The following is a 14,904-nucleotide window of genomic DNA, read 5'->3' on the forward strand; positions in this document are numbered from 1 at the left end:
GCCACAAGGAATCTATGCTCATGAACTCCCGTCACAAGCTTTATACCGCGCTGAGTGGTTTGGTGTTGCTTGGCGTCAGCGGCCAGCCGTATGCCGAAAGCATTTTGCGTATCGGTCTGGGCAGCGACCCCGACATGCTCGATCCCCACCTGGCCCGGACCTATTATGGCCGATTTGTCTTCGCCGCCATGTGCGACCGGCTGGTGGATGTGGATGAAAAGCTGCAGGTGGTGCCCGGCCTCGCCACCGACTGGCAGTACAGCGATGACGGCAAAACCCTGACCATGAACCTGCGCCAGGGCGTGACGTTTCAGGATGGCGAAGCCTTTAACGCGCAGGCGGTGAAATTTAATATCGATCGTGCACTGACCCTGCCGGGATCGCTGCGCAAAAGCGAACTGTCCTCGGTGGCGTCCGTCGAGGCCACCGGCCCCTATAGCGTGACGTTTCACCTGAAGAACGCCGACGCCGCGCTGCTCTCCCAGCTCACCGACCGGGCGGGCACCATGCTGGCGCCCCAGGCCGCCGCAAAGGAGAACTTCGCCGCGCACCCGGTATGCTCCGGTCCCTACCAGTTTGACAGCCGGGTGCAGCAGGACCGCATTGTGCTGACGCGCTATGGTAATTACTGGAATAAACAGGCCTACCACTTCGATAAAGTGATTTTTATGCCCATTCCCGACTCCTCGGTGCGCCTGGCCAACCTGCGCGCCGGCGATCTGGATCTGACCGAAGGCATTGCCGCCAGCGATGTGAAAACCGTCGAGGCCAATCCCACGCTCGCCCTGGCCAAGGTGACTGGGCTTGGGTATATGGGGCTGACCTTTAATATCGCCAACGGCAAGGCCAATCCCAGCGATCCGTTTGCCAAGGATGCGCGGGTACGCGAAGCGTTCTCCCTGTCTCTGGATCGCGACGCCATTAACCAGGTGGCCTTCGAGGGGCAATACACCCCGGCTAACCAGCCGTTCTCCACCGTCAGCCCTTACCATGTGGATTTGCCGGTGCCGGCGCGGGATGTGGAGAAAGCCAAATCCCTGCTGGCCGCCGCCGGGGTCGCCACGCCGGTGGAAACCACCCTCCTGGTGGCCAACAGACCGGATGCCCAGCAGGTGGGCCAGGTCATCCAGGCCATGGCCGGCGAAGCCGGGTTTAATGTCCATTTGCAAACCTCTGAATTCGCCACGCTGCTGGATCGCCAGCAGCGGGGAGATTTCCAGGTCAGCATGTCGGGCTGGTCCGGCCGTCCGGATCCGGACGGCAGCATCTATTCGTTTATCCACAGCAAAGGCAACCTGAACGACGGGCGCTACAGCAACCCGCAAGTGGACGACTGGCTGCAACAAGCCCGCGCCACCTCCGACCAGGCCAAACGCAAAGTCCTTTATAGCCAGGTGGTGGCGCAGTTGCAGCAGGATATGCCGCTGGCCTATCTGTATTTCGAGCCGCGCATTTTCGGCATGACGAAAAAAATAACGGGATTCAAACCCTATCCCGACGGGTTGATCCGCCTGGCGGGTATGCAACTGGCGCCGTAGCGCATCGAGAATCCGGGAGCGATGATGTTAGAACTGATTGGCAAGCGCGTATTGCTGGCGATACCCACCCTGTTTTTAGTCAGCATTATGGTGTTTTCGCTGCAAAAACTGCTGCCGGGCGACCCGGTGGTGGCCATGGCCGGCGAAGAGCGCGACCCGGCGGTAATCGCCATGCTGCGCGCTAAATACCGCCTGGACGACCCCATTCCCGCCCAGTATTTTTACTGGCTGCGCGACGCGCTGCAGGGCAACCTGGGCATTTCGCTGCGCACCCAGGAACCGGTGACCACGCTTATCGCCAGCAAGCTGCCCGTGACCGTCGAACTGACGCTGCTGGCGATGATCATCGCCATGGCGCTTGGCATCACCAGCGGCATTATCGCGGCGGTGCGCCGGGGAACCTGGGTGGATTACAGCGCCAACTTTATCGCCTTGTCCGGCATCTCCATCCCCAACTTCTGGCTGGGGGTGCTGCTGATCCTGCTGTTTTCCGTCAAGCTGCAGTGGCTGCCGGCCTCGGGGTTCGTGCCGCTGACCGAAGACCTGGCGCAAAACCTGCGCACCCTGCTGCTGCCGGCGTTGGTGCTCGGCACCGGGCTGGCGGCGACGCTGATGCGCCATACCCGTGCGGCGATGATAGCGGTGCTGAAGGCGGATTATATCCGCACCGCCAAGGCCAAGGGCCTGTTGCCCAAGCGGGTGATCCTCAAACACGCGCTGCGTAATGCGCTGGTGCCCATCGTCACCCTCACTACGCTGCTGTTTGGCGAACTGCTCGGCGGCGCGGTGCTTACCGAGCAAATCTTCACCATCCCGGGTTTCGGCAAAATGATTGTCGATTCGGTGTTCAACCGCGATTACGCGGTGGTTCAGGGGGTGGTGTTGGTGGTGGCGATGGGCTTTCTGCTGCTTAATCTGCTGGCCGACGTGTTGTACGTGCTGATCAATCCGCGCATGAGGGGAGAATAATATGTCGCAGGTGCTTACCGACACGGCCGCGCCGGCTACGCCCAGGGCGGGCAGCCGGGCGATTAAAAAATTCATCGCCAATAAAAGCGCCGTGATCGGGGCGGCCATCGTGCTGGTTTTTGTCATCATCGCCCTGCTGGCGCCGTGGCTGGCGCCCTTCGACCCGATCAAGGCCAACTTTCTGGCGGTGCGCAAACCGCCGTCGGCGCTCTACTGGCTCGGCACCGACGAACTGGGCCGCGATATTCTGTCCCGCCTTATCTGGGGCGCCCGCACTTCGCTGACGGCCGGCTGTATTTCAGTGATTATCGCCATATTTATCGGCGTGCCGCTGGGGCTGGTCGCCGGCTATTGGCAGGGAATATGGGATGGCGTTATCTCCCGTGTTATCGAGGCGTTGCTGTCCTGTCCGTTTTTGATCCTGGCCATCGCGCTGGGGGCGTTTCTCGGCCCGAGCCTTATCAATGCGATGATCGCCATCGGCCTGTCGGTGATGCCGATTTTCGCCCGCCTGACGCGCGGGCAGGTGATGAGCATCCGCAACGAGGAGTATATCGAGGGCGCCCGGGCCATCGGCTTGCCCGACCGCTGGATCGTACTGCGTTATGTGCTGCCCAACGTGTTGTCGCCGATTATGGTGCAGGCGACGCTGGCCATCGCCTCGGCCATCATTACCGAAGCCAGCCTGTCGTTTTTGGGACTGGGGCAACAGCCGCCCTCTCCCTCCTGGGGCGCCATGCTCAATACCGCGAAAAATTACCTTGAACAAGCGCCATGGATGTCGATTTTTCCCGGACTGGCGATTTTTATTACCGTCCAGGGTTTCAACCTGCTGGGTGACGGGCTGCGCGATGCGCTGGATCCGCGCGACAATTAACCAACACAGGATTACACGATGACATCACCACTGGATTTCCAGGTAGCCTACCCCTCCCTGCGGCCGCCGATGATGGGTCGCAACGCGGTCTGCGCCTCCCAGCCGCTGGCGGCCCAGGCGGGGTTGCGCATGCTGCTGCAAGGCGGCAACGCCGTGGACGCCGCCGTCGCCACCGCCATGGCCCTGACGGTGGTGGAACCCACCGGCTGCGGCATCGGCAGCGATGCGTTCGCCATCGTCTGGGACGGCAAACAACTGCATGGCTTAAACGCCTCCGGCCGTTCTCCCGCCGCCTGGAAATATGAAGATTACGCCCATCTGCCGGCCGTGCCGGAACTGGGCTGGGACGCGGTCACCCTACCCGGTGCGGTGTCCGGCTGGGTGGAACTCGCCCGCCGCTTCGGCTCCCTGCCGCTGACGACGCTGGCGCAGCCGGCCGTCGAATATGCCCGCGACGGTTTTCCGGTATCGCCCCTGATTGGCGCGTTATGGCAGCGCGGCGTCGAGCGTCTTGGCGGCCAGCCGGGATTTATGGCGTGTTTTGCGCCCGGAGGACGCGCGCCGGCCATCGGCGAGCTGTTCCGTAATCCGGCCCAGGCCAGGACATTGGAACTGATCGCGCAAACCGAGGGCGAAGCGTTTTATCGCGGCGAATTGGCGGCGAAAATCGCCGCTTTCGCCCGCCAGCATAACGCCGGCCTAACGCTTGAGGACCTAAACAACCACCGGCCCGAATGGGTCGAGCTGCTCTCGCGCCCCTTTGCCGGCGGATCGGTACATGAATTGCCGCCCAACGGCCAGGGCATCGCCACCCTGATAGCCCTGGGCATCCTGGAGCACTGCGGGATCGGCCGTTATCCTCCCGACTCGGCGGCGGCGCTGCATCTGTCCATTGAGGCGATGAAGCTGGCGCTGGCCGACCTGGAGCGTTATGTGGCCGATAGCGATCATATGGAATTCGAGGCCAGGCATTTATTAAGCGATGCGTACCTGCAACAGCGCGCCGCGTTAATCGATCCCGCCCGGGCGGGGGATTTTGTCTTCGGCGCGCCGCGGCAAAACGGCACGGTCTATCTGTCCGCCGCCGATGCCGGCGGCATGATGGTATCCTTTATCCAGTCTAATTATATGGGGTTCGGGTCCGGCGTGGTGGTGCCGGACACCGGCATCAGCCTGCAAAACCGCGGCGCCAGTTTTGTGCTGGAGCCGGGACATCCCAACTGCCTCGCCGGCAACAAGCGCACCTTCCATACCATTATCCCGGCGTTTGCCCTGGACGGCGCCGGACAGCCGCTGATGTCGTTCGGCGTCATGGGGGGATCCATGCAGGCGCAGGGCCATGTCCAGATGGCGCTGCGCATCATGCAGCACCGGCAAAACCCGCAGGCGGCCATTGACGCGCCGCGCTGGCGGGTGGTGCGAGGACGCGAGGTGATGGTGGAACCGTCGCTGGACCGCAATACCCTGGCGGCCCTGCGCGCCATGGGACACCAGATAAGCGTCGAGGACCCGATGCAGATCCACAGCTTCGGCGGCGCCCAGGCCATTATGCGCGACGCGCAGGGCGTGTATATCGCCGCCACTGAAAGCCGCAAGGACGGGCAGGCGCTGGTATATTAACCCACAGCCCGCCCCTCCGGCGGGGATGTCGACATTGCGCAGCCGTTGCGGCGCCGGCCGCGCATTCAGCGGCCGACGTTCTTTTGCATGTCGGCCGGATAACGCTCGCCCTGTACGCTGATATTCGCCACGGCGCTTTCGATGGCGCGCAAATCATCGGGGGTGAGAATCACCTCGACGGCGCCCAGGTTTTCCTCCAGGCGGTGCAGTTTTGTGGTGCCCGGGATGGGCACAATCCAGGGTTTGCGCGCCAGCAGCCAGGCGATGGCTATCTGCGCGCGCGTGGCCTGCTTGCCCGCCGCCAGCTCGCCGAGCACGTCCACCAGCGCCTGGTTGGCAGCACGCGCCTCGGGTGTAAAGCGTGGCACGATATTACGGAAGTCGTTGCCGTCGAAGGCGGTATCCTTGCTTATGGCGCCGGTGAGAAACCCCTTGCCGAGCGGGCTGAAGGGCACAAAACCGATGCCGAGCTCCTCAAGCGTCGGTAAAATCTCCTGCTCCGGCTCCCGCCACCATAAGGAGTACTCGCTTTGCAGGGCGGTAACCGGCTGGACCGCGTGCGCCCGGCGGATAGTCTGCGCGCCCGCCTCGGACAGGCCGAAATGCTTCACCTTGCCTTCCTGGATCAACTGTTTCACCGTGCCGGCGACATCCTCGATGGGGACGTCCGGATCGACGCGATGTTGGTAAAGCAGGTCAATCACCTCGGTCCGCAGGCGCTTTAGCGACGCCTCGACCACCTGCCGGATATGCTCCGGCCGGCTGTTGAGGTGCTGTTTGCCGTCCGGACTCGGCAGGTCGAAACCGAATTTGGTGGCAATCACCACCCGATGGCGAAACGGCGCCAGCGCTTCCCCCACCACGTCTTCATTGGTAAAGGGACCGTACACTTCCGCGGTATCGAAAAAGGTCACCCCGCGCTCAACCGCGGCGCGGATAAGCGCGATGGCCTCAGGCCGGTCTTTCGCCGGGCCATAGCCATGGCTCAGGCCCATGCAGCCCAGGCCCAGCGCCGAGACTTCCAGATTGCTGTTGCCGAGTTTTCTCTTTTGCATTTTTTACTCCTTAAAGTTCCTGGCTGGTCGGACGGAACAGGATTTCGTTAAGATCCCCGTCTGGCGGATGGCAAACGCCACGACGCTGGCGAACGAGACCGTGGGGATGGCGTGCTGTTCATGAAAAGCCCTGGTATAGGTTATTTTCAATACCTTAAGGCGGGGCGGCTTTGCGCCGGGTGATCTTCAATCGCCCGTTAACGTTAGCAGAAGGACGGTGGCGGGGTTAGCGGCGCGAAGGAAATGAGCTTATGAAATGGATTCATAAATGTTGTTGCAATCTCCCGGACTGAGGTCTGAACGCAGCCAGGCATATATGTATAGAATAAGGGCAATGCAAATGATGCGCACAACGCAGGCGGCGTAATGTTACGAGAAAACTTCAATGACCTCATTTCTTTCCTGGTGGTGGCAAAGGAACGCAGCTTCACAAAAGCGGCGGCGAAACTGGGGGTTTCCCAGTCGGCGCTAAGCCACGCCATGCGCAGCCTGGAAGAACGCCTGGGGCTCAGGCTGTTAACGCGCACCACGCGCAGCGTGGCGCCGACCGAAGCGGGCGAACGCTTGCTCCATTCGCTGGGTCCGCGCTTCGCCGACATCGAGAGCGAGCTGGATGCCCTGGGTGAAATGCGTGACCAGCCGGCGGGCAATATCAGGATAAGCGCCGGGGAACATGCGATGGATTATGTCCTGTGGCCGGTCCTGAAACGCTTCCTGGCGGGGTATCCGGATATCAATGTGGAAATTACCGTGGATAACAGCCTGACGGATATCGTCAGCGGGCGTTATGACGCCGGCATACGCCTGGGTGAACAGGTCGCCAAGGATATGGTCGCCGTGCGTATCGGGCCGATGATGCGAATGGCGGTGGTCGGCGCGGGCACGTATTTGGACCGGTATGGCATACCGGCGACGCCGCAGGAATTACAGCATCACCGCTGCATTAATATGCGCCTGCCCACACTCGGGGGCAAATATGCCTGGGAATTTGAAAAAGCGGGCCATGAGCTAAAGGTCCGCGTCGACGGCCAGTTAACCTTTAACTGCCTGCGTCAGCGGATTGATGCCGCCATCGCGGGATTCGGTCTGGCATTCGTACCGGATGATACGGTGCAAGAACCCCTGGCGAGCGGACAGCTGATCCGGGTGCTGGAAGACTGGTGCCCCGCGTTCCCGGGATATTACCTGTATTATCCCAGCCGTAAACAGCATACCACCGCCTTTGCCCTGTTTATCGACGCGATACGCTTTCAGCAATAACCGCGCGCGCGCTGCCCCTTGACGGTGCAGCGCGCGACAACCCGTCCGCCGCCAAGCCGGGCCATGACAAGCATTACGCCGGCCTGTTCGCGTAATCCCCTGAAAAACAAAGACACTCATTCTTTTTTGCCGTTGGCGTGGATCTTGCTGCAGGTTAAGTCGCCATATGGCTTCTCAAGCAACGACCCGGGCGCAATGCGCTTTCTCCCATAGATAGGGTGATCATAACTAGCCAGGGGTTATCCGATGGAACTGAAATGGTTGGAAGATTTTCTCAGCGTTTCTCAGTGCTATAGCTTTACGCGGGCGGCTAATGAGAGAAACATTACCCAGTCCGCGCTAAGCCGCCGGATCAAGCAGCTCGAAGAGTGGCTCGGCGTGCCGCTGTTTGATCGCAAGGCCTACCCGATCCGCCTGACGGCCGAGGGGCAGGATTTTCTGCAAACCGCGGCGGAAATGGTGTTTTCCATGACCCGGCTACGCAACGATATCCGCGAGCGTCATATGCATAAGCACGCCATCGTGCATTTCGCCACGCTGAATACGTTGTCGCTGACGTTTTTTCCGTCCTGGATTAACGCCGTCGAACCCTCCCACCAATACGGCTATATCCGTTTATGCGATCAGCAACCTTCCTTCAGCGGCAATATCTCCCTCCTGCTCGACGGTGAAACCGATTTTTTGCTGACCTACGCGCACGACTCCGTGCCGTTGATGAAACAGTTGCAACGTTTTCCTTATCTCGAACTGGGCGAGGAACGGGCCATCGCCGTCTGCGCGCCGGACAGCGGCGGCAAGCCGCTTTATCCCATTGATGAGAGCCGGGCCGCCGACGGCGTCCCGGCGCCTATCCCCTATCTTAGCTATGGCAAACGCTCATTTTTCGCCCATGCGCTGAGCGCGCTGTTCGCCACGCGCCCGCTGCCGCTGAAGACCATTTATGAAAATTCAATCTCCAGCGGCCTGAAGGCCATGACGATTTCCGGCTGCGGCACCGCCTGGTTGCCGTCAAGTTTGATCGATGAAGAACTCGCCGCCGGTACCCTGATCCGCGCGGGCGACCGCAGTTGGGATATCCAGGCCGGCATTCGCCTTTACCGGCTGGAAAAATTCCGCAACATCCAGGCCGAGCGCCTGTGGAACCGGGCCGCCCTGCTGCACCGGACCCACGCGGCAGCCTGAGCCGCGCCCACGCGCCGGGCGGTTTAATCAGCCTGGCGATCCACTGTTTCCCTGCCTTTCAACGGCCGGGGCGGGCAATTATTTCCGTGATAAAAACACTATATATCAAATAAATAATTTCCCCTGACGCCACAAAACCATGCCGCGGCACGCTATGCAATTTTGGAATAGGCCAGTTGAAAGTCTCATTGGATCTTTGCCGCCGATATCCACATCCTGAACGGGTTCCCATTATTTTTCCGGCCCGACACATCAACAACAACCCCATCCACCGGCACGAGGATATTCAGGTGAATAACGCAACAGCGCAGCAGAAAGCATTGGTCTGGAACCTGGTCGATGTAAAGAAAAACCTGTTCACCGCCCTGAGCGATCGTATCTGGGGCATGCCTGAAATCGCCTATACCGAATACCGTTCGGTGGCCGAACATACCGACATGCTCAAGACCCAGGGTTTTCGCGTCACGGAAAATGTCGCCGGCATTCCCACCGCCGTCATGGGGGAAGCCGGCCAGGACGGTCCGATCATCGCCATACTGGGTGAATACGACGCGCTGCCGGGACTGAGCCAGGTCGCCGGCATCGCGCGTCCGGAACCGATTCCCGGCAACGGCCACGGCCATGGCTGCGGTCACAACCTGCTCGGCTCCGCCGCCATGCTCGCCGCTACGGCGATTAAGGACTGGCTGGCGCAAACCGGCGCGCCGGGCCGTGTACGTTACTATGGCTGCCCGGCGGAGGAAGGCGGCGCGGCAAAATCCTTTATGGCCCGCGCCGGCGCGTTTGACGACGTGGATATCGCCATTACCTGGCATCCGTCGGCCTTCAGCGAAGTGGCGCGCGCCGAATCCCTGGCCAATACCCGTATGGACTTTGTTTTCCACGGCCGCGCCTCCCATGCCGCCGCGTCGCCGCATCTGGGCCGCAGCGCGCTGGACGCGGTCGAACTGATGAACGTCGGCGTCAACTACCTGCGTGAACATGTGCCCTCTGATTCGCGCATTCACTACGCCATGCTCGACGCCGGCGGCATCGCGCCGAACGTGGTGCAGGCGCGCGCGGCGGTACGTTACGCTATCCGCTCCCGTGACGTCCATGCCATGTTCGCCCTTAATGAACGGGTGAAAAAAGTGGCGGCGGGCGCGGCGATGATGACCGAGACTACGGTGGATATCAGCATCATGAGCGCCGTCGCCAACCTGCTGGGCAACGAACCGCTGGAGGACGCCATGCAGCGTAATTTCGACCTGCTGGGTCCCCTCGCCTTCGACGATGCCGACAAAGCCTTTGCCGCCGACATCCAGGCCACCCTGTCCCCGGAGGATATACAGAGCGCCTATCGCCGCATCGGCATGAAAACACCGCCCCAGGCCGCCGCGCTGTGCGAATTCATCGTGCCCCTGGACGCGGCCGGCGAACTGATGCTCGGCTCCACCGACGTTGGCGACATCAGTTGGGTGCTGCCGACCGTACAGGCCCACGTCCCCACCTACGCCATCGGCACGCCGGGCCATTCTTGGCAACTGACCGCGCAGGGCATGATGCCCGCCGCGCATAAGGGGCTGGCCTACGCCGCCAAGGTGATGGCCGCCACCGCCATCGATACCCTGACCGATAAGGTCCTGCTGGCGCAGGCGAAAACCGCGCACTACGAACTCACCGCGCAAACGCCTTATGTCTGCCCTATTCCCGCCGACGTGCAACCGCCGCTGCAACCGCGCCCGGCCGAATGACGGTTTTTGTCTGTCCCGTCGCCGTCATGCCGCGGCGCATTTTCGGCGATTCGCCATTTCTCTTCACAGGAGCGGAATTTATGCGCACTACCCGCAGACGTACCCTGAACACCCTGATCGCGCTGACGCTGGGATACGCCCTGCCGCCCCCGGCGGCGCACGCGCAAACGCCGCCGGATTCACTGGTGATGGCATGGAATATCGATGCCATCAGTACCTTTGACCCGGCGCAGATCGGGGAGGTGGTCACCAATGAAATCATTAAGAACACCTGCGATACGCTGGTCGATTTCGACCCCAAAGATGAAGCCAACGTGATACCCCGCCTGGCGAAAAGCTGGGACATTGCGGCGGACCACAGGCAAATCACCTTCCATCTCAACAGCGGGCTGGCGTTTCCGTCAGGCAATAAAGCCACGGCGCGGGATGTGGCCTGGTCGCTGCAGCGGGTGGTGCTGCTGGGCTTCGGCAATTCAGCCACCCTGACCGAATTCGGCTTTAACAAAGACAACGTTACCCAGCGTATCACGGCACCGGACGACAATACGCTGGTGATGACCTTCGACCGGTCGTATCCGGCCAACCTGGTGCTGCAGGCGATTGCGGCCAATAACGTCTCCACCACTCTTGATCGCGCGCTGGTCGAGCAAAACGCCGTTAACGGCGATATGGGCAATAAATACCTGACCACCCATACCGCCTGCGTCGGTCCCTACCAGCTGATGCGCTGGAACGCCGGTGAAGGCGTCATGCTGCAGGCGAATAAGCCCTATTGGGGCGCCGCCCCCAAACTGCAGCGCATCCTGATCCGTCATGTGGCGGAAACCGGCACCCAGCGTTTGCTGCTGACCCAGGGCGACGTGGATATCGCGCGCGATCTTGCGCCGGACGATCTGCGTGATTTGGACCAGGGCGGCCAGGTGAACATCGATAAGGTGCTCAAGCCGCAGCTGTTTTTCTGGACCTTTAACAATGAGGATCCCATTTTCAAAAATCCCCAGGTGCGCCTGGCGATGCGTTACCTGATTGATTACCAGGGGCTGGCGTCCACCGTGATGCCGTACCTCGGCGTGCCCCGCGCCAGCTTCGCCCAGCTCGGCGCCTACGGCGCGCTGGATAAAGACGCCGGACAGCCGTTCAGGCTCGATCTCGATAAAGCCAGGCAGCTGTTAACCGCAGCCGGTTATCCCAACGGCTTTACCGCCAAACTGATTATCGGCACCCTGCCGCACTCCGCCCCCATCGCGCAAAGCACCCAGGAAAACGCCTCGAAAATCGGCGTGAAACTCACGATTGAAAGCATGGCCAACGCCCAATTGTTCAGCCGCGTGCGCGGACGTGAGTTCCAGAGCGCCATGATGGCGTGGCAGACCTCGGTACCGGACGCCTATGGCAACGCCTCGCGCCTGGTTTTCAATCCGGACAACGGCAAGGAGGCCAAAAATACGCAATATCCCAGCTGGCGCGCGGCCTATTTTGACCCGGCGATGAACCAGCAGGTCACCGACGCCCTGCTGGAGCCGGACGATCAAAAACGTATCGCGCGCTATCACCAGTTGCAGGAAGAGCAGATGCAGCAGGGCCCGATGGCGATCATGTTCCAGATGTACAACACCGCCGGGCTGACCAAACAGGTGAAGGACTGGACCTGGAACGGTTTTCGCGTGTATTACGCCATGGCGGCTAAATAACCACGACGATAGGGTCGTTTTCACGCAAGGAGTCACCGATGTCGCTAATCGATCCGGCCGCCACGGCCGAACACCCGGCCGACCCGCTCTGGCTCAGGCTGGGCGGGCACGGCGCGCGGCTGGGCAAGCTGCTGGTTTCCGTGCTTTGCACGCTGTTGGGACTGGCGGCGCTGACTTTCTTTATCGGCCGTCTGCTGCCCATTGATCCGGTGGTGGCGGTGCTGGGCGATAACGCCAGTCAGGAAGCCTACCAAAAAATGTATCGCCTGCTGGGGCTGGATAAACCGCTGTGGCAGCAATTTTTACTGTATCTGCAACACGTCGCCAGGCTGGATTTCGGCAACGCCCTGACCACCGGACGCCCGGTCATCGAGGATATCGGCCGGGTATTTCCCGCCACCCTGGAGCTGGCGAGCCTGGGGGCGATCATCGGCACCTGCCTGGGTATTCCGGCCGGCGTGTTCAGCGCCATGTACCGCAATACCTGGTTTGATCACTGCATCCGTTTTATCGGCCTGCTCGGCCATTCCGCGCCGAATTTCTGGCTGGGGCTGATGGGACTGGTGCTGTTCTACGCCACGCTCGGCTGGATCGGCGGGCCGGGGCGCATCGACTTTATCTATGAATTCGACGTGAAGAGCGTGACCGGGTTCTATCTGGTGGACACCCTGCTTGCCGGCAACTGGGCGGCGCTGGGCAACGTATTCAGTCATCTGATCCTGCCGGCGTCGATCCTCGGCCTCAGCGGCCTGTCCTACATCAGCCGCATGACCCGCAGCTTTATGATTGAACAACTGTCGCAGGAATATGTCATCACCGCCCGCGTCAAGGGGCTGTCATGGGCGCGCAGCGTATGGGTCCATGCGTTTCGCAACGTGGCGGTGCAGGTGGTGACGGTGGTGGCGCTCTCCTACGCCTTTTTGCTCGAAGGCGCGGTGCTGACCGAAACCGTCTTCGCCTGGCCCGGTTTCGGCCGGTATCTGACCAACGCCATGCTGGCCGGCGATATGAACGCGGTGGTCGGCTGTTCACTGTTGATCGGCAGTATCTTCGTGGGGATTAACCTGCTTTGCGATCTGCTTTACCGCATTTTCGACCCGCGCACCCGTCAGGAGCAATCATGACCGATTCGGCTAAACCCCGGCTGACCCGGCAGTCGCGCCGCGCGCTGCGCGCCTGGCTGGACGCCCCCGTCCCCGCGACGCCCTGGCAGGCGCGTATGCAGCAGAGCCTCAATCAATGGCGCCGTTTTTGCCGCAATACCCCGGCGCTGTTCGGCCTGGCGGTGATGATGATCATTACCGTCGCCGCGCTGTTCGCCCCCTGGCTGGCGACCCATAATATCTACGCGCAAAACCTGCAGCTGCGCCTTGCCGCGCCCGGCGCCGGCTACTGGCTCGGCACTGACGAACTCGGGCGCGATATCTACAGCCGCCTGATCTACGGCGCGCGCATTACGCTGTACATCACCTTCCTGTCGGCGCTGATCGTCGGACCGATAGGCCTGCTGGTCGGCACCATCGCCGGCACCCTCGGCGGCTGGGCCGATACCCTCTTGATGCGCATCGTGGATATCTTCCTGGCCTTCCCGAGCCTTATCCTGGCGCTGGGGTTTGTCGCCGCGCTCGGACCCGGCATCGAAAACGCCATCATCGCCATTTCGCTCTCCGCCTGGCCGCCCATCGCCCGGCTGGCGCGCGCGGAAGCGCTGTCGATCCGCAAAATGGATTACGTCGCCGCCGTGCGCCTGCAGGGCGCATCGCAGATGCGCATTATCCTGCGCCATATCATCCCCATGTGCCTGCCGTCGGTAGTGGTACGCCTGACGCTGAACATGGCGGGGATTATCCTCACTGCCGCAAGCCTTGGTTTTCTGGGGCTAGGCGCGCAGGCGCCCAGTCCCGAGTGGGGGGCGATGCTGTCTTCGGGGCGACAGTTCATGATGACCAACTGGACGATTGCCGCCATTCCCGGCCTGTCGATTCTTCTCACCAGCCTGGCCTTTAACCTCTTCGGCGACGGCCTGCGCGACGTTCTGGATCTGCGCCATGACTGATACCCTGCTGGAAGTGCGCCACCTCAACGTGGTGTTTAAAGACCCTCATCGGGAACACCACGCCGTACGCGATATTTCGTTCGCCATCGGCCGCGAAAAAGTGGCCCTGGTCGGTGAATCCGGCTCCGGTAAATCGCTGACCGGGCGCGCACTGCTGAAACTCACGCCGCGGGGCGCCCGCGTCAGCGCCGAAAAAATGCGGCTGGGCGATACCGACCTCCTGCTTACCGGCGAGCGTGGGATGCGCAAAATCCGCGGTAAACGCATTTCGATGATAATGCAGGATCCTAAATTTTCACTTAATCCGCTGATGCGCGTCGGGCAGCAGATCAACGAGGCCTACCGTACCCACTTTAACGTCGGCGAACACGAGGCGCGGGCCAAGACGCTGCTGATGCTGGACGCGGTGAACATCCGCGATCCGCAGCGGGTTTTCAGGCTTTATCCGCATGAGATTTCCGGCGGCATGGGCCAGCGCATCATGATTGCCATGATGCTGATACCCGAACCGGATCTGATCATCGCCGACGAGCCGACATCGGCGCTGGACGTCACCGTGCGCCAGCAGGTGCTGGGGGTGCTTGACGCCCTGCTGGAGAGGCGTAAAACCGGCCTGTTGTTTATTACCCACGACCTGGGCCTGGTGGAAAAGTTCTGTGACCGGGCGCTGGTCATGTACGGCGGGCGCATTCTGGAGGAAATCGCCGCCGATCAATTGCATAACGCCCGGCACCCCTATACCCGGGCGCTGCTTGCCAGCCAGCCCGATCTGCGCCATCCGGTGGATATGCTGGCGATCCCGGCGCGCGATCCGGCATGGCTGACCGGCCCGGTGTATCGCTATGGAGAACAATGCTGATGACCTGCGCGATAAACGACCCTTCCCGCCCGGCGCCGGCCCAGGCGCAGGACTATACCCCGCC

12 protein-coding genes are annotated in these 14,904 nt (G+C 61.5%); 11 read left to right on the top strand and 1 reads right to left on the bottom strand.

The genetic code is table 11. From position 1 onward, the window contains the following. Positions 1–20: 20 nt before the first annotated feature. Genes ACL2XG_RS07035 through ACL2XG_RS07050 form a run of 4 tightly spaced genes read left to right on the top strand, consistent with a single transcriptional unit; the run spans position 21 to position 5,004 of the window. Positions 21–1,538, top strand: a complete 1,518-nt coding sequence (locus ACL2XG_RS07035) for an ABC transporter substrate-binding protein (RefSeq protein ID WP_410015618.1) — start codon at positions 21–23, stop codon at positions 1,536–1,538. 24 nt (positions 1,539–1,562) lie between these two features. Continuing rightward, on the top strand, positions 1,563–2,507 hold the full coding sequence (locus tag ACL2XG_RS07040; RefSeq protein ID WP_413723423.1) for an ABC transporter permease: 945 nt from the start codon (positions 1,563–1,565) through the stop codon (positions 2,505–2,507). A 1-nt stretch (position 2,508) separates the two neighbouring features. Next, positions 2,509–3,384: an ABC transporter permease gene (locus ACL2XG_RS07045; protein ID WP_413722506.1), complete on the top strand. Its 876-nt coding sequence runs from the start codon at positions 2,509–2,511 to the stop codon at positions 3,382–3,384. Between the two features lie 18 nt (positions 3,385–3,402). Beyond that, on the top strand, positions 3,403–5,004 hold the full coding sequence (locus tag ACL2XG_RS07050) for a gamma-glutamyltransferase family protein (RefSeq protein ID WP_413722505.1): 1,602 nt from the start codon (positions 3,403–3,405) through the stop codon (positions 5,002–5,004). A 65-nt stretch (positions 5,005–5,069) separates the two neighbouring features. On the opposite strand, the gene ACL2XG_RS07055 is transcribed toward ACL2XG_RS07050, so the two are convergent. Further along, a complete protein-coding gene (locus ACL2XG_RS07055; RefSeq protein WP_413722504.1) occupies positions 5,070–6,059 on the bottom strand; it encodes an aldo/keto reductase in 990 nt (329 codons plus the stop codon). A gap of 366 nt (positions 6,060–6,425) precedes the next feature. Between ACL2XG_RS07055 and ACL2XG_RS07060 the strand changes: the two genes are divergently transcribed. The 7 genes from ACL2XG_RS07060 (at position 6,426) to ACL2XG_RS07090 (ending at position 14,840) form a co-directional block, all read left to right on the top strand. After that, positions 6,426–7,319 (top strand): LysR substrate-binding domain-containing protein, encoded by an 894-nt coding sequence (locus ACL2XG_RS07060; RefSeq protein ID WP_413722503.1) that lies wholly within the window; start codon positions 6,426–6,428, stop codon positions 7,317–7,319. Positions 7,320–7,565: 246 nt separating this feature from the next. Further along, positions 7,566–8,501, top strand: a complete 936-nt coding sequence (locus ACL2XG_RS07065) for a LysR family transcriptional regulator (protein ID WP_410015623.1) — start codon at positions 7,566–7,568, stop codon at positions 8,499–8,501. Between the two features lie 290 nt (positions 8,502–8,791). Then, entirely contained in the window at positions 8,792–10,234 is a 1,443-nt protein-coding gene (locus ACL2XG_RS07070; RefSeq protein WP_413722502.1) for an amidohydrolase, read from the top strand. A gap of 80 nt (positions 10,235–10,314) precedes the next feature. Continuing rightward, positions 10,315–11,925: an ABC transporter substrate-binding protein gene (locus tag ACL2XG_RS07075; RefSeq protein WP_410015625.1), complete on the top strand. Its 1,611-nt coding sequence runs from the start codon at positions 10,315–10,317 to the stop codon at positions 11,923–11,925. A gap of 38 nt (positions 11,926–11,963) precedes the next feature. Next, positions 11,964–13,049: an ABC transporter permease gene (locus ACL2XG_RS07080; RefSeq protein ID WP_410015626.1), complete on the top strand. Its 1,086-nt coding sequence runs from the start codon at positions 11,964–11,966 to the stop codon at positions 13,047–13,049. Then, positions 13,046–13,981, top strand: a complete 936-nt coding sequence (locus ACL2XG_RS07085) for an ABC transporter permease (protein WP_410015627.1) — start codon at positions 13,046–13,048, stop codon at positions 13,979–13,981. Before ACL2XG_RS07080 ends, ACL2XG_RS07085 begins: the two co-directional genes overlap by 4 nt. Beyond that, positions 13,974–14,840 (top strand): ABC transporter ATP-binding protein, encoded by an 867-nt coding sequence (locus tag ACL2XG_RS07090; RefSeq protein ID WP_410015628.1) that lies wholly within the window; start codon positions 13,974–13,976, stop codon positions 14,838–14,840. The genes ACL2XG_RS07085 and ACL2XG_RS07090 overlap by 8 nt, the downstream gene beginning before the upstream one ends. Positions 14,841–14,904 lie beyond the last annotated feature (64 nt).

Origin of the sequence: Sodalis sp. RH24 (assembly GCF_047324145.1) — a bacterium.
Lineage (GTDB): Bacteria > Pseudomonadota > Gammaproteobacteria > Enterobacterales > Enterobacteriaceae > Acerihabitans.